Source organism: Agriterribacter sp., from assembly GCF_035497235.1.
GTDB lineage: Bacteria > Bacteroidota > Bacteroidia > Chitinophagales > Chitinophagaceae > Agriterribacter.
The window spans coordinates 23759-45352 of record NZ_DATJEB010000035.1; the positions used below are offsets into that span (position 1 = coordinate 23759).

Here is a 21594-nt window from a genome sequence, read left to right on the forward strand (position 1 = left end):
ATGAGTGATTCACTGAAAACTTTGCATCGCGATCAAACAGCCGGCAGGCATATTTCTGGATTATACCGGAACCTGCTACATACCGTTATTATTACCAGCGCGCTGTTGTTCTTCAGCGGTTGTGAAAAGGATTTTGATTTAGCGCTGAACTATAGCGAACCGCAACTGGTAGTAGAAGCGTATATCAATAATGAAATACCGGAATATAATTATGTAATGCTCAGCAAAAGCCAAACCGCTGCCAATACAGACATTGCCAGTATTCCCGTAAAGGATGCCCTGGTAAAAATATCTTCCGGCAGCTTACTGAACAATACCATAGTATGGGACAAAAACGCTACCGTTGTTTTAAAAGAAGCTCATATCCCCGGTGCTCCTGTAAGCATCAGCGATGGTATTTATACCGACCCCCATCTGCAAACCAACCCTGACCTGGCATTACAGGGTATACCCGGAAAATATTATTTACTGGAAATAGAAGTTAACGGCCGGGTCTACACGGCAACAACCGCTTTGCTATACCCTATACCTATCAGCTTAAATACCGGTTTTCATTATACCGACAACGGAGGAATTGAAAAGGGGCGTATTACTGTGCTTTTCAAAGATCCGGATACCACCGGCAACTGCCGGCTATTTTACTGGCGTCATGACGATAACAAAAAAAGTTTTGGATGGGGAAGCCTGGGTACCAGTAAAAGAATCATCAATTCTGATGAAAATAATAATGGCGCCTATATGCAGATTACCAACTCCTATGGATTTGTGAAAGGAGACAGTATTACCTATTACATGGCTAATGTAACAAGAGATGTGTATAATTTTTGGGACAGTTATAACAAAGCGAGGAATAGCAGTGGGCCATTATCTACGCCTGCATCTTTATTGAATAATATAAGCGGTAACAACGTAACGGGGTGTTTCAGCGGGCTCGCCATCAGCGCCGCAACTATCGTAATGGATTAATGCAACAGCATGCTAATGGAAGCCTTAAATGTTCCGGCAACCTGCATTACCCTGTTTTCTGTTTTTTTCATCGTTTTATTATCTATTGCTTTATTTGAGCAAAATTCAGATTCTTAGCGAGCCGCGGAATGCCCTGGCGGCATAGTAAGATTCCGCACCGTTGTGATACACAAATACACGGCCGTATCGGAAATCGGCGAAGAGGGCGCCACCGAGTTTCCTGATGTCAGAAGGCGTTATTATCCAGCTCGACGTTTTGGTATCAAAATTTCCAAGTTGCTGCAGCTCCCGGTATTGTTCTTCTGTTAAAAGCTCAATGCCCATTGCCGCGGCCATATCCATAGCGTTATTCTCCGGCTTATGCGCTTTTCTTGACTCCAGTGCTTCACGGTCGTAACAAACGCTTCTACGGCCTTTAGGACTTTCCACGGAACAATCATAAAAAATGTATTGCCCTGTTTTTTTATCATACCCCACCACATCCGGTTCTCCGCCGGTTCTCTCCATTTCATTGAGCGACCACAATTTTTCAGCACTTGCCTGATTACCGGACAGGCGGGCCTGTACTTTATCCCATTCAATATCTTTATGCCGGCTCCTGTTTTTCTCAAAGCGGGCATTCAATACGCTGAGCAGCTCTTTGCATTGCCGGGGTGATAACTTTTTTTTATTGTTATTCATGTGTATGTAATTGAATGTTTAAAGACCATATGGAATAACCATACTATTACTCCCATTCTGTTTCAAAAATATTTACGTGCTCATGAATGCTTCATATTTCCTTTGCGGTTGATGATACGCTACAATCGTGTTTATTATATGTATTAAAATTAACTAAATTATTTTTTCTACGTTCAGCGTTCTGCCTGCTATTCCGCAAAGGTTTACCTGGAAACAACTTCATTCATTATTAATTTGGACTTTCCGGCGGCATGCGTACAGGAACATTATTTTCAAATAAAAACTGTTTCAGTTCCGGAATGGCTATTTCCTTAAAATGAAAAATGCTGGCGGCTAAGGCCGCATCGGCTTTGCCTTCATTAAACACTGTTATAAAGTGTTCCATTGTTCCCCCGCCGCCACTGGCAATTACAGGCACAGGTAATTGTATGGCTAAGGCGCTTGTAATGTCCAGCGCAAAGCCCTGTTTTGTTCCGTCATGGTTCATTGAGGTTAACAAAATCTCTCCTGCACCAAGATTCACCGCCTGCTTCGCCCATTCAATGCATTTCATACCGGTTTTCGTTCTTCCACCGTTAAGGTATACATACCATTCGCCATCTTCTTCTTTCCGGGCATCAATAGCCAGTACCACGCACTGGCTGCCAAATTCTTTTGCCAGCTTATTAATTAACTGAGGGTTCTTAAACGCGGCTGTATTTACAGAAATCTTATCTGCGCCATTCTCCAGCAGCACGTTCACATCTTCTACGCTGCTAATGCCACCGCCTACCGTAAACGGGATATTGATGTGATGGGCAATACGGTTAGCCAGCTCGCTTAATGTTTTTCTTTTTTCAACCGTTGCAGTAATATCTAAGAACACCAGTTCATCTGCTCCCTGCCGGGCATACAATGCACCCAGCTCTACCGGGTCGCCCGCATCGCGCAGGTTTACAAAATTGGTTCCTTTTACGGTACGCCCGTCCTTAATATCAAGACAGGGAATGATGCGTTTGGTGAGCATAGAATGATTTGAGATTTGAAACTTATGATTTGAGATTACCTGTCTGGTTTCTTTCTTTAAATTGCTGACCTTTTATTGTGGATTTGTTGAGGCAGGTAATAAACCCTGCTATTTCCCTGGATAGTTTTTCATATTCATCAATTAAACCAAGACCCTCAATCTTATCAATATAATTATTATCAATTGAGCGATATAACTGAGAACTGACTTCACCAGCTGATCCTTTTGCAATTCCAGGAAAGTTTACAAATTCCAACCTGGAAGAACGTTCGAAGCCCTCAGCAATATTATCCATGACGGAGCAAGCCGAAGCTCTTAGCTGGTCCCTAAATTTAAAATCACTTTTAAATAATTGGCTCTGTTCAATCATCTTAAACACCCTGTTACACGAGCTTCTCGACTGCTGCCACAATGGTAAATCTTCAAAACGATAAATGGTGAACACAGGTTAATTTGAGACTTGAAATTTAAAATTCGCTTAAAAGTAAGATTTGTTTCCGGGAAAATGCCTGAACTCAATCTCAAATCTCAAATCTCAAATCTTTAATCTTCACTTTTCCCTCATATATTGCCTTGCCCACTATGGCGCCATTGCAGCCGGCATCGCGGAGTGCATGCAAATCATCAATGGAGCTTACGCCGCCGCTGGCTATGAAATGCAGTGAAGGGAATTTTTGCAGGATGTTTTTATATAAATCAATTGCCGGGCCTTCCAGCTTCCCATCTTTACTTACATCTGTACAAAATATTTGTTTTACGCCATGCCTTATATATTTTTCAATAAAATCGTATACCCATATACCGGTGGTTTCCAGCCAGCCGCCAATAGCAATCTTTTCATCTTTTACATCGGCCCCCAGTAAAAACTTATCCGCACTAAAAAGGGTAAACCATCGCAGTAGTTCTTCTTCATTTTTCACCGCTATACTGCCCACGGTTGCCAGCGCCGCACCCGAATTAAAAACAATGTTCACATCCTCCTCCTGCTTAATGCCGCCACCAAAATCAATCGTAAGCGCTGTTTTGCCCGCAATAGCTTCCAGTACTTTCCAGTTTTTTACCTGCCCGGCTTTGGCCCCGTCTAAATCAACCAAATGCAGGCGTTGTAAACCGGCATCTTCAAATTCCTTAGCTACTTCCAGGGGGTGCTCATTATAAATTTTCTTCTGCGCATAATCGCCCTGCGTAAGCCTTACGCATTTGCCGTCTATAATATCAATGGCAGGTATGATTTCCATATTATTGTTTAAAGCATTTTGGTTTTAATGACAGCGCTCAATGAAGTTTTTAAGGATGCGTTCACCGGTATCTGCACTTTTTTCGGGATGAAACTGCACGCCGTAAAAATTATCTTTGTGCAGCGCCGAACTGTAGGGAATAATATAATCCGTAGTGGCGATGGTATGTGTGCCTGAAGCGGCATAGTAGCTATGCACAAAATAAGTATAACTATTTTCCGGAACCGCATGAAACAATTCCGTTTTAAGCTCATAAATATTGTTCCAGCCTATCTGGGGTATTTTAATATTGTTAGCATCCGCCTGTTTATCTTTCCTGAAAAGTTTTACATCTTCATCAAATATATGCAGGCAATTCACATTGTTCTCCTCCGAAAACCTGCACATCAGTTGCATGCCCAGGCAAATGCCCAGCACAGGTTGTGTAAGGCTACTGATCAGTGCATCCAGCTTCCTGTCTTTTAAATACCGCATAGCGCTGCTGGCCTCGCCCACGCCTGGAAATATTACTTTATCAGCGCTGCTGATCTGTTCTACGTCATCGGTAACCTTCGCCTCCAGCCCGATGCGTTCCAGCGCATACAAAACCGATTGAATATTGCCTGCATTATATTTTATAATTACCAGATTCATTGTAACTTTATTTCTATGCGGAAATAGCTCAGTTGGCAGAGCATCAGTTTCCCAAACTGAAGGCCGCGGGTTCGAATCCCGTTTTCCGCTCTTATTTTAATATTGTTTCCAGAAATTTTTTTGTTGTTGCTTCCACATCGGGGTTTTCATTCAATGCTTTTATATAAGCGCTCCCGATAATAGCGCCATTAGCATACTTGCAGGCCGATTGAAAGGTGACTTTATCTTTTATTCCAAAACCTACCAAAACCGGGTTCTTTAATTCCATTTGCTGCAGCCTTTGCAGATACAACTCTACATCCGAAAAGTTTTTATCCTTACCGGTAGTAGACGAAGAAGAAACTGCGTAAATAAACCCCGTACTCAATGCATCAATCTTTCTTATTCTTTCCTCCGATGTTTCAGGTGTAACCAAAAAAATAAAGTCTAACCCGTATTGCCTGATCACCGGGCCGTATTCGGTTTCAAATTCACGAATAGGCAGGTCGGGCAATATTAGGCCATCCACTCCTGCCGCCGAGGCATGCGCACAAAATTTTTCAAAGCCATACTGCAAAACCGGGTTCATATATCCCATTAAAACTACCGGAACAGTTATGCCCGCACTATGGTTGCCGCCGGCATTGCGCATGGTCTTCAATTGCTCAAGCAAAATTTTTATCGTCATGCCGTTTTGTAACGCCACGCCGCCACTTCCCTGTATAACCGGTCCATCTGCCAAAGGGTCGCTGTAGGGTATACCCAGTTCAATCATATCTGCGCCATTGTTCTGCAAAGCCTCCATTACCTTTAATGTACTATCCAGGTTCGGATAACCCGCGGTACAGTATATATTCAGCACTTTGCTGCTTTTCGTTTTAAATAGTTCCTGTATGTTGCTCATATTGTTTATCCTGAAAAAGATGCTGTTATTTTTTGTCAAAACTGAATATTCACTATTGGCTATTCACCACTGACTACTCACCACTCACATTTCTTCCTCCATTGCTTTCATATACGTAGCCATATCCTTATCTCCTCTGCCGCTCAAACAAACCACTACGATATCCTTTGCTGTTAGGTTCAGCTGATCCAGCCCGGCTATGGCATGAGCGCTTTCCAATGCGGGTATAATGCCTTCCAGCCTGGTGAGCTCAAAAGCCGCAGCTACGGCTTCTTTATCCGTTGCACTTAAAAATAATGCACGGCCTGTTTCAAACAAATGCGCATGCAAAGGGCCTATGCCCGGGTAGTCTAACCCGGCTGAAATACTGTGTGGCTCTACTACCTGCCCGTCTTCGGTTTGCATTACCAAGCTTTTACTGCCATGCAAAATGCCCGGCTTACCCAATTGCGTGGTAGCAGCGCTCATGCCACTCCGCACCCCGCAGCCTGCCGCTTCTACAGCAACCAGTTGCACGGCAAACTCTTCGAGGTAATGATAAAATGCGCCGGCCGCATTGCTGCCACCGCCCACACAGGCAACTACATGTGATGGCAGCTCACTGCCTGTATGTTCTTTCAACTGCCAGCGCATCTCTTCGCTGATGATGCTCTGGAATCTTGCCACCATATCGGGATAAGGATGCGGGCCTACCACACTGCCTATTATATAATGCGTATCTACCGGGTTGTTGATCCAGTCGCGAATTGCCTCATTGGTGGCGTCCTTTAATGTTTTACTACCACTGGTTGCGGGTATAACTGTTGCACCCAGCATTTTCATCCGGGCCACATTGGGCGCCTGTCTTTCAATGTCTTTTTCGCCCATATACACCACACACTGCATATCCATTAATGCACAAACGGTTGCCGTGGCTACGCCATGCTGACCGGCGCCGGTTTCGGCTATTATGCGGTGCTTGCCCAGCCGCCTTGCCAACAGCAATTGCCCGATCGTGTTATTGATCTTATGCGCCCCGGTATGGTTCAGGTCTTCTCTTTTTAAAAAAATAGTTGTACCATGTTTTTCACTCAATCTTTTTGCATGGTATAATGGTGAAGGTCGTCCTACATAATCTTTCAGCAGGGCCCTGAACTCCTTCTGAAAATCATCCTCATACATAATTTTCAGGTACCGGCTTTTTAACTCCTCCACATTGGGATACAACATTTCGGGAATGTAAGCTCCGCCGAACCCTCCATAGTAGCCAAAGATATCCGGCTGCTCAAATGTGCCTTTATATTTGGCAAGGGCTATTGTTCTGTTGATCATTGCACACTTATTTAAAGCACTTTATTTATTAAAGCAAAGTTTTAAATTTTGAAGAACATAAGGTGTACGAAGTCAGAGACTTCGTAAAGCGGTTGGTACTACCGTACATCTACTATTGCAGCGCCTCCACAAATTTTCTTACTTTTTCCATATCTTTTATTCCGGGACTGCTTTCTAATTTACTGTTCACATCCACCGCAAAAAGACCTTCGCCATGCTTACCGGCAGCAAAAGATTGTAAGGCGCCTGCATCTTCTATACCAATACCGCCGCTCAGCAAAAAAGGCTTATTAATATGCGCATTATCCAATATGTGCCAGTCAAATTTTTTACCGCTGCCTCCATAATTAAACCAATCTGTATCAAACAAAAAAAGATCGCTTACATTCCTGTATTCCCTTATCTTCCAGTCTATATTATCGCCTTCTTTAATCCGGAATACTTTTATCGTTGGCACCTGTTCGCTTATCCTTTCACATAGCCTGGGCGATTCATCGCCATGCAACTGCGCCATATACAATCCATATTGTTCTACATAGCTCATTACATCATCATATCCCGCATTCACAAAAACACCTACTTTATTAATCTTTAGTTTCGCCTTTTTTAATGCTCCCCCGTCAATGCGCCCTACCACGTACCGCGGCGATTTATGGTAAAAAATAAATCCCGCAAATTCAACGCCCATTTCATCCAGCTCATGTACCTGGTTTAACTGTGTGTTTCCGCAAACTTTTATACGCATAGCTTTAACTTTTAAGTTGTTGGGCAAATGCGGCAAAAGCAATCGCAGGGTCTGGCGCTTTCATAAAGTTTTCGCCAATTAAAAATCCCTTATAACCGTGTTGCTTTAGATTTCTTATCGTTTCTACATTACTTATCCCGCTTTCGGATATCTTAATTTTATCAGCCGGTATTAAACCACCCAGGTATAACGATGTATCAATACGCACTTCAAATGTTTTGAGATTCCGGTTATTAACACCAACAATATCCACTTCATCGCAAACATGTTCCAGCTCCTCCTCATTGTGTATTTCAAGTAATACTTCCAGTCCCAGGTTTTTAGCGGTTGCGGCTAACGCTTTTACCTGCGCCGGGGTTAAATTAGCGGCAATCAGCAGTATCACATCCGCACCAATGGCTTTCGCTTCTACTACCTGGTAGGCATCAATCATAAAATCTTTTCGCAAAACAGGGATATCATTTACCCTGGCTTTGGCAAGATCATCCAAACTCCCGCCAAAAAATTTCTCATCCGTTAAAACAGAGAGTCCTGAAGCACCATGCTGCGTATATGCAGCGGTAACAACGGAAGTATCCGCATTCGCATTGATCCATCCCTTAGACGGCGACTTTCTTTTAAACTCCGCTATGATGCCGGTTTTAGACTCGTCTGTCAAAAACTTTCGCAACGAAAAAGCGGGTTTCAAAAACCATTCCATCTTCTCCAGAACCTCCACCGGCCTTTGCTGCTTGCGTTCGGCTACTTCAATTTTCTTTTGAGCGATTATTGTTTCTAAAATGTTCATAGTTGTGTAATAAGGTGCCGGATTGCAGGGTACAGGTTTTAAGTTGCAGGGGTGTTATATCACTGCTCACCTTTATCTATATCCTGTTCCTTTCATATAGCCTTTCGTTAAATACACTCATTTTCAAATTTTCACATTCCTCACATTTTCCACATTCTTCACTGCAACGCCTGCAGCTTCTTCAGCGCTCCAAAGGCCTTTCCGCTTTCCAGGCTTTCTACCGCCGCAAGATACGCATCATTATAGCTCGCATAAGCGCCTGTGCAATGCAATGCCATTGCCGCATTGGCCAGTACCACAGCATTTTGCGCCCAGGTACCCTCACCTTTTATAATGTTTACAAACAATTTGGCAGCTTCCTCAACGGTACTGCCGCCATAAATATCGGAGGCAGACACCATGCGTTTTCCCAATTGTGCCGGTGTCATAATATATTCTCCCTCCTTAGTAATGACTTTGGTATCGTTGGTGAGAGATATCTCATCATAGCCATCCAAACTATGAATAATGGTAAACGCTTTACCGGTTTGCTGCAGCAGGTAATTGTATATCCGCGCCATTTCTAAGTTGTATACACCCACTAATTGAAAAGCGGGCTTTGCCGGGTTGACCATTGGCCCCAGCATATTAAAGAAAGTACGGACAGCTAAATTTTTGCGAATAGCGCCAACAGCTTTTAACGCGGGATGAAAAAGCGGTGCATGTAAAAAGCAGATATTGGCCTCCGCTACTTCCTTTTCCAGGTGGCCGGCATCTGATTTAAACCGGTAACCCAGTTGCTCCATTACATTGGAAGCGCCGCTAACCGATGTAGCGCCGTAATTACCATGCTTGGCTACCTTTTGCCCGGCGCCGGCAACAATAAAGCAGGCCAGCGTTGAAATATTAAATGTATTTTTTCCATCACCGCCGGTACCCACAATATCGGTTGTATTATAATCATCCAGGGGAACCTGCACGCATAATTCCAGCAACGCATCCGAAAAGCCCTGCAGCTCTTCAACGGTTATGGTGCGCATAAGGTATACCGTTACAAACGCGGTTACCTCGCTTTCATTATACACGCCTTTGGAAATATTCACCAGCACTTCTTTGGCCTGCTGCCGTGAAAGCGTTTTGTATTCGAACAGGTATTGTAATATTTTTTTCATACCCTTATCCCCTACGGGGGAATTTTTGATTGTTGAATGAAGTTTATCCTATTTTCCCCTTATTATTTTCCGGAGCGCCTAACCAGTTCCGCATGATCTTTTCCCCATCGGGTGTTAATACACTTTCGGGATGAAACTGAACACCCTGTACATCGTATTGCTTATGCTGCAAAGCCATTATATAATTATTCTCGTCTCTTGCTGTTACTTCCAGTTGCTCGGGAAAATCTTCATCACCTACTATCCAGCTATGATAGCGTCCTACCTCAATAGCAGCAGGCAAGCCGGCAAATAAAGCAGACTCTTTATCCTTATACAAGTTCACAGGGCCGGATACACCATGGTATACCGTACTTAAATTAACCAGCCTGCCACCAAAAACCTCCGCAATGGCCTGGTGCCCTAAACATACACCCAGTATGGATTTTGAAGCCGCATACTGCCTGATCAACGGCAGCAGCAACCCCGCTTCTTCAGGTAATCCCGGTCCGGGGGAAAGAATGATCTTATCGTATTCATTCACTTTATCAAGACTAACCTGGTCATTGCGGTACACATCCACTTTGCTGTGTAATATCTTTTCTACCAGGTGAACCAGGTTATAAGTGAAGGAATCATAGTTATCAAAAACCAATATTTTCATGCCTGTTATTTGTAGTTTGTGGTTTGTGGTTTGTTGTTTGTTGTTTGTTTACTTTCACATCTTCCCTACCTTGTACCCTTTAGCCTGCAACTTGTACCCTGTAACTTGTAACTTCTTCTTCTCCCCCTAAATCCCTTCCGCCATCTCCACGGCTTTTTTCAATGCGTTTAATTTATTATTCACTTCCTGCAATTCACTTTCAGGATGGGATGCCGCCACAATACCTGCTCCGGCCTGTGAAACCAGCATATTGTTCTTACTTAAAAAAGTACGGATCATAATAGCATGATTGCAACTGCCATTGAAGCCCACAAAACCAATAGCCCCTCCATAATAACTCCGTGCAGTGGGTTCATACGCGTTAATTAGCTGCATGGCTTTAAATTTGGGCGCGCCGCTTAAGGTACCCGCCGGAAAAGTGACGGCTAATAAATGAAAGGGATTGGTTCCCTCTTTTACATTACCGGTTACTTCACTTACCAAATGAATAACATGCGAGTAATATTGCACCTGCCGGTAATGCTTCACCTTCACTTCATCACAGAGCCGGCTCAAATCGTTTCTTGCCAGGTCAACCAGCATAACGTGTTCGGCATTTTCCTTGGGATCATGTAATAACTTATCGGCCATCTGCTGGTCGGTTTCATCATCACCGCTTCTTTTAAATGTGCCGGCAATAGGATGCACTACCGCTTTGCCGTTTTTAATGATCAACTGGCTTTCAGGAGAAGAGCCCATCAGCCGGTAGTCGCCATAATCGAAATAAAAAAGATAAGGAGACGGATTAATATTCCGAAGGGCGCGGTATACATTAAATTCATCGCCGGTAAAGCCCTGGGCAAAGCGCCTGCTCAGCACTATCTGAAATACATCACCCCGGTAGCAACGCTGTATTCCCTTTTGCACCATTTGGCGATAGTCTTCATCCGTCATGTTAGACGTTTCTGTTCCGTTTGCCCTGAATGGGAACACAGGCACATCTTTACTCCTGATCAGCGACTCTACCATTTCCACATCACTGCTTATTCCGGGAATACAATTTTCGCAGAGATACATTTCATTTTTAAAATGATTGATAGCAATAACATATTGATATAACCGGTAACGCATGAGCGGTATGGAAGCAAAAGCCGGATGGCCGCCGGCTGCACGATCGGGAAAAGTAATGGTATCAAAAAACTGAACGGCATCAAAGGTAGTGTAGCCATACAGCCCCTGTACGGAAGTAACGATTTTGTCGGCTGATGGTTCTACATCAAAACGCTGCATAAAATTCCATAATATACCGGGTACTTCAGCCGGATTGTTTACGGGGATATGTTCCGGCTGCTGACCAGGCAACTTAAATTCTATAGAACGATGGTTGGTAATTTCCATACCTGCAATGGCGTTGATACAGATAAAGGAAAAACTATTTTCCGCGGCATGATAGTCGGTACTCTCCAGTAATATGGTATCACGAAAGCGGTCTCTTACCCTTAAGTAAATGCCCACCGGGGTATACACATCGGAAAGCATTTTTTTAAACCGCGTTTTTATTTCAATTTTCTTCATAACTGCCTTGCTCTATTTTCATAAAAAAACCCCGGTGATTTACCGGGGCCTGAATATTGTAATATACTAACATACGATAACAGCATTACAAGCCCCAAAGAGAGTTTGTATGCCACCACCAGTATTTATTTGTATAATTTTTCATGATTGAGGCACAAATGTCTATGCTTTTTTGTTAAAAAAAAAATTTTGACTTAGTTTTTCAGAATTATTTTCAATCATCCCCTAACGCTTTGTCTCCAATGGTTCAAAAAAGATTGCTTTCGCTCGACTTTCTCCGCGGTTTAATTATGGTATTATTAGCGCTGGAAGCCGCAGGATTATACCATGTATTGAATGGTGCTGCCGAAGGAAGCTGGTGGCATAATATAACTATACAGTTTGATCATCATAAATGGAACGGACTGCGGTTCTGGGACCTGATACAGCCGGGCTTCATGTTTATTGCCGGTACGGCCATGGCCTATTCGCTGCATAAACAGCAGCAGAACGGCGTTCCCTGGTCGCAATCCTTTCGTAAGGCATTGAAAAGAAGTGGCTGGTTGTTTTTTTGGGGCGTATTAGATTATGCTGTAAGAAAAGACGGGCTTGCTTTTGAACTCTGGAATGTATTAACCCAGCTTTCTTTTACCATGCTGGTGGCTTTCCTGATCTTCAGGCTCAGTGTTACAACACAAATGATTATTTGCGTGGGTATATTATTACTCACAGAAGTATTATACCGATTTACCAACGTGCCGGGATTTGATCAGCCCTTTACAGATCAGCACAACTTTGGCAATTACGTTGACCTGTTGCTAATGAATAAAATTAACCGTGGCGGCTGGGTAGCCATCAATTGCATTCCCACAGCCGTGCATACCATTGCCGGCGCGCTGGCGGGTAAACTATTACTGAGCGAAGGCGCTCACAAAGCAAAGCAGTTGCTGATATGGGCCGCCATTTGCCTGGTGGTTGGTTTTGGTTTAGACTGGCTGCATATAACACCTATCATTAAACGCATTGCTACTACCTCTTTTACTCTGGCTTCATTAGGCTGGTGCCTGCTGGCATTAGCGGCATGTTACTGGTGGATTGATATCCGTAATCACCGGAAACATCTGCTTCTTTTTACGGTAATAGGTATGAACTCCATCTTCATTTATTTGTTCTTTGAAATTGTAGGCAGCAGGTGGTTTAACGATTATGTCGCCGCCGTTACCAATGGATTAATGGGCATGGCGCATTTTCCGGGCTTTTTGATGGACCTGATTACCTGCCTCACCATTTTCGCACTGGAATGGGGGCTCTGTTATTTTTTATATAAGAAGAAGATATTTTTTAAATTGTAGTTTTACATTACTTTACCTATACATTTTTCTTTAAACACATAGTCATAAGTACATTGCCTTTTTCCGACTGTGCGCCTATGTGTCTACTGTGCCTATGTGTTATTTTATTCCCAATGAATTTGTATTGTACTTTTCTATTGTTATTGCGCCAACAGTTTTCCAGTCCTGCATACTTATTTATAAAAGTATATCCCCACTTCATACCCACCCGGCCGCACTGCGCCATGCGGATGAAAGGAGCGTCGCAACAAAAGTTTCACCTGTGATTCAATAGCCGGCTTCCACAAAATACTCCTTCCTGATTGATTCTATATTATTAGCGATCCTGCCAAAATGCAGCAACAATAGTATAGGTAAAAGGCGATACATTTGTTTGCATGAAAAACAGGTATTCCCGTTTGGGAGAAATATGCTTTGTTTGTTATTGGATAGCTGCCATAATTGTGGGTGGAGGAATTACCGGCTGTACTACTCAAAAAAAATACGATAACCCGGTAGTGGTCATTGAAACAAAGTTTGGAAACATAACTGTGGAACTTTACCCGAAAAAAGCGCCGGCTACCGTATCTGCATTTCTCCGGAATATGGATTCCGGCTATTTTAATAATAGTTCATTTTACCGGGTACTGCGCAAAGACAACCAGGTAACCGGATCGCTGCATTCGTACCTTATACAGGGAGGGGTGTGGCAATCCAATCCGGAATTGAAAAGTAAATTCAACCCTGTTCCGCACGAGTCTACCCAACAAACGGGCATACTTCATAAAAAAGGAACGATTTCAATGGCAAGAAACGAACCGGGAACTGCCACATCGGAGTTTTTTATTTGTGTGGAAGATGAACCGGGCTTTGATTACGGGGGTAAAAACAATGCAGACGGACTGGGTTACGCAGCTTTCGGGGAAGTGGTGGAAGGTATGGAAACAGTAATGAAAATTTACCGGCAGCCTGAAGATAAACAACGGTTTATGCCCCCCGTTACTATCCTCAATATACACCGGATGCAGCAGGAAATTCCAGGAAATATTTCCCATCTGCCAAAGAAAAATAATGATACCGCCCATTTTTAAATTCTTTTCCTATCTTTAATATTACTTAACCTTTTGATTAGCCTTTGTTAACATTTTGATTATATTGCATTCATCACTTTGCATAGCCTGCATAAACTCCGCACTACATCATTTTAAAATCATTTTATGAGAAAGGAAACCCTTCTTTACGCATTTGTTATTTATTTTTTGGCTGCCTGCCAAACGCAAAAATCAGAAAACTACCCCGCAGGTATAGCACATGTTATTGTGATTGGTGTGGATGGCATGAGTCCGGACGGCATACGCAACGCCACAACGCCGGTAATGGACAGCATGATTGCCGGCGGGGCCGTAAAATGGAAAGTACGTACGGTATTAACTACCGCCAGCAGCCAGAACTGGGCTTCCATGATCATGGGCGCGGGACCTGAACAACATGGCATTATTAATAACGACTGGGAAAGAGATGATCATACACTTCCTCCTATAGTAGCAGGCCCGGAAGGTATATTCCCTTCTATTTTCGGGATCATCAGGGAGCAAAAACCGGATGCGGAAATTGGAGCGGTTTACCACTGGAGCGGCTTCGGAAGATTATTTGAAAAGAAAGCGGTGAACTACGATAAAAATTTTTCAACGGAAGACTCAACGGCAGCGGATTTCATCAGCTATATCAAAACAAAGAAACCCACTTTTGGGTTCGTGCATTTCGATCATGTTGACCACGCGGGACATCACGATGGACATGGTACGCCACAATATTATGCAGCAGTAGCAAAAGCGGATTCATTGATTGGCCAGGTGCTGAAAGGTATTAAAGAAGCCGGTATGGCTGAAAACACATTGGTGATCATTACTGCCGACCATGGTGGCATTGGGAAAGGACATGGCGGCCCCACACCCGAAGAAGCTGAGATTGCCATGATATTGTACGGCAAAGACATAAAGAAAGGCTATACAATTCAGCAGCAGGTATATACTTACGACCTCGCCGCTACTATTGCCTTCGCTTTTAACCTTACACCGCCTTATGCATGGATTGGCCGCCCCATTAAGCCCGCCTTTGAAGGTTTTGAAGAACCGGCTAATTTATGGGAAGGAAAAGAAGTGATCGCAGCTCCCACCATATTTCCTAAAAGAAATTTATACCAGCAGGCCGGGGGATTATATATTAATGAACCCGCTACGGTTAAGATGAGCGCGATGGCAGACAACAGCGTTATTCATTATACTTTGAACGGCGATGTTCCAGACAGTAATTCGCCCGTATACAAGGAACCCTTTACTATTGACAGCACCGCGGTGGTGCAGGCAAAAGCCTTCGACAACAAAGGCAATGAAAGCTTAGTAACCGCAGCCTATTTCAGAATACTGAAAACCGGCATAGACAACGGACTAACCGTTTCTTACTTTAAGGGCAAAAGCTGGAAACAACTGCCTTCCTTTGGAAAACTTACGCCTGCAAAAAAATGGAGCAGCTATGAATTTTCTGTTGACGAAAAAACAATTACTCCCTTACTTGAAAAAGATAATCGAACCTTTGGCTTAGTATACGATGGTTATATACAAATTGATACGCCCGGCGAATACCGCTTTTCTACGCAGTCGGATGACGGCAGCAAACTGTTCATCAATGATAAAGAAGTAGTAAACAATGATGGCGATCATGGCGTAAAAGAAGCAGCAGGTGACATTACATTAGCCGCAGGCAGGCATAAAATAAAAGTGGCATTTTTTAACGCAGCAGGCGGTTACTGGCTGGATGTGTTTTACAAAGGCCCGGGCATTGCCAAACAACTTGTTCCGGCAAATAAACTGTTCCTGAAAAAAGCCTAAGATTAACCTGTTTATTACAGCCAATTAGTATGCCTGTGTTTTGAAACACTGTGGACACAGCGACACGGAGGCACAAAGTTATTTTTATTTATTTCCAGTTACACGCGGATCAGGCTCCGGCAGCCGGATCCTTATTCAACAAGCTTACCTTATCCGCCGATCCCCTCTTTTTATTATCTTGCACTTATGAAAAATTTATTGGTATTACTTTTCACGCTTTTCACTATCACTTCTTTTGCGCAGGATAAAAGAAAGTGGAAACAGCTTTTTAATGGTAAGAACCTGAAGGGCTGGACCGTTAAGATCAGCGGACATGAACTGAATGATAATTTCGGTAATACGTTTCGCGTGGAAAATGGAAAAATGGTGGTGTCTTACGATCAGTATACCTCCTTCAACGACCAGTTTGGCCATATCTTTTATAAAAAACCCTACTCCTATTATTTACTTGCGGTAGAATACCGCTTTGTAGGCAAACAGGTTGCCGGCGGCCCGGGATGGGCGTATAAAAACAGCGGCATCATGCTGCACTGCCAGCCGCCTTCCACGATGCTTAAAGACCAGGACTTCCCTATTTCCATAGAGGACCAGTTACTTGGCGGCGATTCTACCGGTGAAAGAACAACCTGTAATCTTTGCACACCCGGCACTAATGTTGAAATGGATGGAAAATTATTCACGCCGCACTGCATCAACTCCAAATCAAAAACATTTCGCAATGAAGAATGGGTAAGGGCGGAAGTGCTGGTGCTGGGCGATTCGGTGATAAAGCATATTGCCAACGGAGATACCGTGCTGGTATATCAAAAGCCACAAATAGGCGGAGGCGCGGTGAACAACTATAACCCGGTGATGAAAAAAGACGGGCAACTGCTGAAAAGCGGCTTTATTTCACTGCAAAGTGAAAGCCACCCGGTTGAATTCAGGAAGGTGGAGATCATTGACCTGGAAAAGGAATACAGGAAAAAGCGGAAATAAAGCAAAGCAATTACAAACGCTCCAATAGTTATTTAGTAGCTAGCGAAGTCGTTATTTTTGATTCGTTATTAAACCAGTACCATACATCATGGACAATTCAATTTTTGGCGCAGTAGACCAGTTCATCAATAACCTGTTTGTTAAGGAAGATGATGCATTAATACAAACTAAACAGGCTATTATTGACGGCAATCTTCCTTTAATCAGCATTTCCGAAAACCAGGGAAAGTTTCTGCATATACTGGCCAGACTTAATAATCCCAAAAAAATATTAGAAATAGGCACGCTGGGCGGCTACAGCACCATTTGGCTGGCAAGAGCATTGCAGGAAGGCGGGCAATTGATTTCGCTTGAACTGGATCAGCATCATGCGGATGTGGCCGTTGCCAATATTTCAAATGCCGGTTTAGGCAACGCCATTAAAATACGTGTGGGCAATGCCCTGGAGGAATTACCTAAAATGAAAAAAGAAGGTGCAGGGCCTTTTGACGTTATATTCATTGACGCCGACAAAGAACCCTATGCCGAATATTTTGAATGGGCTTTGCAACTGTCGCGCCCCGGCACGCTGATCATTGCAGACAATGTGGTGCGGGAAGGAAAAATATTAGAAGAGAATAGCACGGATAGCAACGTAACCGGCGTGAAACGCTTTATTACATTACTGGCAGCCACCAAACAGGTTACCGCTACCATTATTCAAACTGTAGGCAGCAAATACCATGATGGCATGGCGCTGGCGATAGTGAATGCGGTAGTATAGCAGCGGCAGCAATAACCACCCATATCGGGGTACCCGGTGACATAGGCGACTTTCAGAACTTTTTTATCCCATGAGACTACTGAGTCCCACGGAATAGGTAATAACCAACCAGCCCGCGGCAGCCTGTTGCCGGAGGCTTCATGCTTTATAACAGCTTAGTATGTATATTTATGCGTTGGAAATCGAATACCCATCACCGTAGTACTATTTAACACGAAACAAAAGCAATATAATAACCGCACGATTTGAATTATGAAATTAGACTGGCTACTTGATTACAACCCTGTATTACTGGCGCTCTTTGCTACTTTATTTACTTATTTCGTTACCGCCTTAGGCGCGGCTATGGTTTTCTTTTTTAAGAAAATCAACAAAAACATCCTGAATGCCATGCTGGGCTTTGCAGCAGGCGTAATGATAGCCGCGAGCTTCTGGTCGCTGCTGAAACCCGCCATTGAAATGGCAGAAAAAAACGGTAGCATTCCCTGGGTGCCTGCAGTAGTTGGTTTTTTAGCAGGCGGCGCTTTTTTATTAGTGGCAGATAAGATACTACCCCACTTACATATTGGCCGGCCTATGGATAAGGCCGAAGGAATAAAAACCGCCTGGAAAAGAAGTGTGCTGCTCATTCTTTCTATTACACTGCACAATATTCCCGAAGGACTGGCGGTGGGCGTGGCATTTGGCGCTTTAGCCCACAACCCCGATATTGGTTTGCTTGGCGGCGCAGTTTCGCTTGCTATAGGCATTGGCTTGCAAAATTTTCCTGAAGGCGCGGCCGTTTCCATACCCCTGCGCAGGGAGGGCTTTTCGAGACGAAGGGCATTTTTTTACGGGCAACTATCCGGCATTGTGGAGCCTGTTGCCGGGGTCATTGGAGCTTACCTCGTTTTTACGGTTACCCCCCTGCTTCCTTACGCGCTTTCATTTGCCGCCGGCGCCATGATATTTGTAGTAGTGGAACAACTGATCCCTGAATCACAAAGCGGGGATGAAACTGATCTGTCTACCATTGGCGCCATGCTTGGCTTCGCCACCATGATGGTATTAGATGTGGCTTTAGGCTAAGGTTTCAGTTGGCATGCTATATTCATTCACCTATCGAACCTTGAAAGCGGGAGCATTATATCTGTTGAATGATTATTGTACGGTACAATAATGACACCGCACAATTTCTGTCTTTTAAGGGACCACAGGAATTTAAAATATTATAAAATCAACAGCCAGGAAGAGTTATAGTATGGATCCTCTGTAGTACAATATTGCTAAGAGTGCCTTTATGCATTCGTTCCAACGTTGCCTTCACAGTCATATATTGAATCTGCAGCGAAACCACGGTGAATGCCCAATCTATAAAGTTTGCAGCACAGCCATTCCGCCCTGCAATCCTTGCAGGTTTTGCAGTACAAACTTAAACAACAAAAAACCATCCTGAAGGATCGGAAGCAAAAGTTATTGAATAGGATACCGGGATGATACATGTCGAATTATTAACACTTTTTCGATGCATCCTAAGATATATGTCGAATTCTTCGACATGGTTAAACTTTATAATACAATTCATATTGTCGTTTTTTTACATATTCTTGACACGTATTAAGCTTATGTCGATTCCATTATTCTGCAGGAAAGTAAAGACAGTTCCGCTATAGAAAATATAGTAACCACACAGAATGAACTGTACCGGGCAATAATGTCGCCGGAGGATGCGCCACATATGAGCTCTGCTACCAAAGAAGTTTTAATGTACAGAGAGGCCCTCTATTCGGGGCTGGATCTGCCCGAAAAAAAGGGGCTTACTGCCAACACACTGGTAAGTATTATGCAAAAGCTAAAAAATACAACAGCAGAGGTGCGGCGGGGAACCGGAACCCGGTTGGTCAACCCTGTAACAAAGGAAACAATTTATACGCCGCCCGAAGGCAAAGAATTGATCAGGAATAAGCTCACTGCGTTGGAAAAATTCATTCATCATGATGATGAAAGCATTGATCCCCTGATAAGAATGGCCCTCATGCATTACCGGTTTGAAGCTATCCACCCTTTTGCCGATGGCAATGGACATACCGGGCGAATAATGAATGTGCTGTACCTGGTGCATATGGATTTACTGCCACTACCTGTATTATATTTAAGTTCATTTATCATTCGACACAAAAGCGAATACTACAGGCTGCTGAGAGAAGTAACCGAAAAAGAAAACTGGCTAAGGCAAACGTATTGCAACCTTTAAAAGCAGGTAAAGAAATATATTATATTAACGATCGCCTCATGAAAATCATCAGCAATTAAAACAATAGCATTCCATAAACAAAATACGTAGCGCATTCTATCCTTCACAGCCTTCCTGGTGTGAACTTTTGCAGCACCTGCCTTTTTTACATGAAAACTCATAGCCGCACTCACAGCTCTTTATGAAGACCCCTGCACGACTATAAAACAGCTTTACAATACCCCCTTCGTGCTCGGCAAATAATTGCTCAGCGGGTCGCGCTTAACCGCCATGCGGATGGCTTTCGCAAACGCTTTGAATATCGCTTCTATTTTGTGATGTTCGTTGTCGCCCCGGCATTCAATATGGAGGTTACATTTGGCGGCATCGGAAAATGATTTAAAGAAATGATAAAACATTTCGGTGGGCATCTCCCCTATCTTCTCCCGCTTAAATTCCGCATTCCATACCAGCCAGTTGCGCCCGCCAAAATCTATCAGCACCTTGGCATCGGCTTCATCCATGGGCAGGGCAAAACCGTAGCGCTCCATCCCTCTTTTATCGGCCAGGGCTTTAGCAAACGCTTCCCCCAGGGCAATGCCCGTATCTTCAATAGTATGGTGCTCATCAATATGCAGGTCGCCTTTGGTATGAATGGTTAAATCCATTTTCCCATGGCGGGCAATTTGTTCCAGCATGTGGTCAAAAAATCCAATGCCCGTTGAAATGTCTGCCTTTCCCGATCCGTCTGCATTCAATGCCACACTGATCTTTGTTTCATTAGTATTCCGTTCCTGGGTAACCGAACGCAGCCCCAGTTTCAAAAATTCATATATCCGGCTCCACTCCGTTGTTTCCAGGGCAATGGCATCCTGCAGCGCGGCTACCTTGTCCGAAATTTCAGCGGCGCCCAAACCGGCATCATTATTCAGCCATATGCCGCGGCAGCCCATATTTTTTGCTAATTGAATATCGGTTATCCGGTCGCCTATTACAAATGAATTGGGAATATCATAATCCGGGTTATTCAAATATTGCGTAATCATACCGGTAGCCGGTTTACGGGTAGGCGCGTTTTCATGCGGATAAGTTTTATCTATAAGCACAGCGCTGAAATGAATACCTTCCCCTTCCAGGCTCTTCATCACTAAGTTGTGTAAAGGCCAAAAAGTTTCCTCCGGAAACGTTGCGGTTCCCAGTCCGTCCTGGTTGCTTACCATTACCAGCTCATAATCCAGTTCCCTGGCTATTTTGGTCATGTATTCAAACATGTGCGGGTAAAAAGTAAGCTTATCATACGAATCTAACTGGTAGGTTGGAGGGTCTTCGTAAATCAATGTACCATCTCTGTCAATAAATAAAATCCGTTTTGCCATAATGCTTATTTCAGGGGTTTTAGTTTTAATTTGAGCCTTTCATATCTTCTTCTCCGCTCTCACTTTCTTCACCTCCCTTGCGGTAACTGCACTGGCTTTATTGCCAAAACTATTGCGAACATACGATAGTACATCGGCAATTTGCTGGTCGGTTAAATGCGGGTGTGGCGGCATGGGATTGTGAAAAGTGTCTCCCTCAATTTCTATAGGTTCCGTTAAACCGTTCAATACAATTTTTATCAACTCCCGCTTTGGCCCCAGTACCCATGCAGTTTTCGCCAGTGGCGGATTCATGCCCTGTACACCCAGTCCATCCTGCTGGTGACAACTGAGGCATTCTTTTGCATAAACCGCTTTCCCTCTTTCCATTACCACGGGAGGTGGTTTGCTTTGATCCGGGTCAAGGCTCAGCAAAACAAACACGAGCGCCGCAATCACCACATTTACAGGAATCAGTCTTCTTCGCATA

General features: G+C 43.7%; 22 protein-coding genes and 1 tRNA gene. 9 read left to right on the forward strand and 14 right to left on the reverse strand.

Translation table 11 applies throughout. The annotated features are described in order from the left end of the window. Entirely contained in the window at positions 1–966 is a 966-nt protein-coding gene (locus tag VL121_RS11285) for a DUF4249 family protein (protein ID WP_325405276.1), read from the forward strand. 105 nt (positions 967–1071) lie between these two features. Here the strand turns inward: VL121_RS11285 and VL121_RS11290 are convergent, their stop codons facing one another. From VL121_RS11290 to hisH, 5 genes are all read right to left on the reverse strand, one after another. Then, positions 1072–1647 carry a DUF4256 domain-containing protein gene (locus VL121_RS11290; protein WP_325405278.1) on the reverse strand — a complete coding sequence of 192 codons (576 nt, stop codon included), beginning with the start codon at positions 1645–1647 and terminating at the stop codon, positions 1072–1074. Positions 1648–1876: 229 nt separating this feature from the next. After that, on the reverse strand, positions 1877–2653 hold the full coding sequence (hisF, locus tag VL121_RS11295) for an imidazole glycerol phosphate synthase subunit HisF (protein WP_325405280.1): 777 nt from the start codon (positions 2651–2653) through the stop codon (positions 1877–1879). Positions 2654–2675: 22 nt separating this feature from the next. Further along, a complete protein-coding gene (locus VL121_RS11300) occupies positions 2676–3098 on the reverse strand; it encodes a four helix bundle protein (RefSeq protein WP_325405282.1) in 423 nt (140 codons plus the stop codon). Positions 3099–3174: 76 nt separating this feature from the next. Further along, on the reverse strand, positions 3175–3891 hold the full coding sequence (gene hisA, locus VL121_RS11305) for a 1-(5-phosphoribosyl)-5-[(5-phosphoribosylamino)methylideneamino]imidazole-4-carboxamide isomerase (protein WP_325405284.1): 717 nt from the start codon (positions 3889–3891) through the stop codon (positions 3175–3177). 24 nt (positions 3892–3915) lie between these two features. Further along, a complete protein-coding gene (hisH, locus tag VL121_RS11310; RefSeq protein ID WP_325405286.1) occupies positions 3916–4524 on the reverse strand; it encodes an imidazole glycerol phosphate synthase subunit HisH in 609 nt (202 codons plus the stop codon). 17 nt (positions 4525–4541) lie between these two features. Here hisH and VL121_RS11315 point away from each other — a divergent pair. Then, a tRNA-Gly gene (locus VL121_RS11315) sits at positions 4542–4614 on the forward strand. Between the two features lies 1 nt (position 4615). On the opposite strand, the gene trpA is transcribed toward VL121_RS11315, so the two are convergent. The 7 genes from trpA to VL121_RS11350 all read right to left on the reverse strand — a co-directional run bounded on the left by trpA (position 4616) and on the right by VL121_RS11350 (position 11598). Continuing rightward, entirely contained in the window at positions 4616–5407 is a 792-nt protein-coding gene (trpA, locus tag VL121_RS11320; protein ID WP_325405288.1) for a tryptophan synthase subunit alpha, read from the reverse strand. A gap of 84 nt (positions 5408–5491) precedes the next feature. After that, positions 5492–6718 carry a tryptophan synthase subunit beta gene (trpB, locus tag VL121_RS11325; protein ID WP_325405290.1) on the reverse strand — a complete coding sequence of 409 codons (1227 nt, stop codon included), beginning with the start codon at positions 6716–6718 and terminating at the stop codon, positions 5492–5494. Between the two features lie 112 nt (positions 6719–6830). After that, a complete protein-coding gene (locus tag VL121_RS11330) occupies positions 6831–7463 on the reverse strand; it encodes a phosphoribosylanthranilate isomerase (RefSeq protein WP_325405292.1) in 633 nt (210 codons plus the stop codon). Between the two features lie 4 nt (positions 7464–7467). Beyond that, on the reverse strand, positions 7468–8250 hold the full coding sequence (gene trpC / locus VL121_RS11335) for an indole-3-glycerol phosphate synthase TrpC (protein ID WP_325405294.1): 783 nt from the start codon (positions 8248–8250) through the stop codon (positions 7468–7470). A 158-nt stretch (positions 8251–8408) separates the two neighbouring features. Continuing rightward, entirely contained in the window at positions 8409–9401 is a 993-nt protein-coding gene (trpD, locus tag VL121_RS11340; RefSeq protein WP_325405296.1) for an anthranilate phosphoribosyltransferase, read from the reverse strand. A 43-nt stretch (positions 9402–9444) separates the two neighbouring features. After that, positions 9445–10044 carry an anthranilate synthase component II gene (locus tag VL121_RS11345; RefSeq protein ID WP_325405298.1) on the reverse strand — a complete coding sequence of 200 codons (600 nt, stop codon included), beginning with the start codon at positions 10042–10044 and terminating at the stop codon, positions 9445–9447. A gap of 126 nt (positions 10045–10170) precedes the next feature. After that, positions 10171–11598, reverse strand: a complete 1428-nt coding sequence (locus tag VL121_RS11350) for an anthranilate synthase component I family protein (protein WP_325405300.1) — start codon at positions 11596–11598, stop codon at positions 10171–10173. A gap of 242 nt (positions 11599–11840) precedes the next feature. On the opposite strand from VL121_RS11350, the gene VL121_RS11355 reads away from it, so the two are divergent. From VL121_RS11355 to VL121_RS11385, 7 genes are all read left to right on the forward strand, one after another. Continuing rightward, positions 11841–12929: an acyltransferase family protein gene (locus VL121_RS11355; RefSeq protein ID WP_325405303.1), complete on the forward strand. Its 1089-nt coding sequence runs from the start codon at positions 11841–11843 to the stop codon at positions 12927–12929. Positions 12930–13306: 377 nt separating this feature from the next. Next, positions 13307–13999 (forward strand): peptidylprolyl isomerase, encoded by a 693-nt coding sequence (locus tag VL121_RS11360; RefSeq protein ID WP_325405305.1) that lies wholly within the window; start codon positions 13307–13309, stop codon positions 13997–13999. Positions 14000–14125: 126 nt separating this feature from the next. Then, positions 14126–15796 (forward strand): alkaline phosphatase family protein, encoded by a 1671-nt coding sequence (locus VL121_RS11365; RefSeq protein ID WP_325405307.1) that lies wholly within the window; start codon positions 14126–14128, stop codon positions 15794–15796. A 186-nt stretch (positions 15797–15982) separates the two neighbouring features. Next, positions 15983–16774 carry a 3-keto-disaccharide hydrolase gene (locus VL121_RS11370; protein ID WP_325405309.1) on the forward strand — a complete coding sequence of 264 codons (792 nt, stop codon included), beginning with the start codon at positions 15983–15985 and terminating at the stop codon, positions 16772–16774. A gap of 88 nt (positions 16775–16862) precedes the next feature. Next, positions 16863–17537 (forward strand): O-methyltransferase, encoded by a 675-nt coding sequence (locus tag VL121_RS11375; RefSeq protein ID WP_325405311.1) that lies wholly within the window; start codon positions 16863–16865, stop codon positions 17535–17537. Positions 17538–17789: 252 nt separating this feature from the next. Then, complete coding sequence (locus VL121_RS11380) at positions 17790–18605, forward strand: ZIP family metal transporter (protein ID WP_325405313.1); 816 nt, start codon at positions 17790–17792, stop codon at positions 18603–18605. A 553-nt stretch (positions 18606–19158) separates the two neighbouring features. Further along, complete coding sequence (locus VL121_RS11385; protein ID WP_325405374.1) at positions 19159–19770, forward strand: Fic family protein; 612 nt, start codon at positions 19159–19161, stop codon at positions 19768–19770. A 212-nt stretch (positions 19771–19982) separates the two neighbouring features. Here VL121_RS11385 and hisB read toward each other — a convergent pair whose 3' ends face one another. Further along, the gene (gene hisB, locus VL121_RS11390; protein WP_325405316.1) at positions 19983–21125 is read right to left on the reverse strand and encodes a bifunctional histidinol-phosphatase/imidazoleglycerol-phosphate dehydratase HisB; all 1143 of its coding nucleotides are present in this window, start codon (positions 21123–21125) and stop codon (positions 19983–19985) included. Between the two features lie 39 nt (positions 21126–21164). Continuing rightward, entirely contained in the window at positions 21165–21593 is a 429-nt protein-coding gene (locus VL121_RS11395; protein WP_325405318.1) for a c-type cytochrome, read from the reverse strand. Position 21594: the final 1 nt, after the last annotated feature.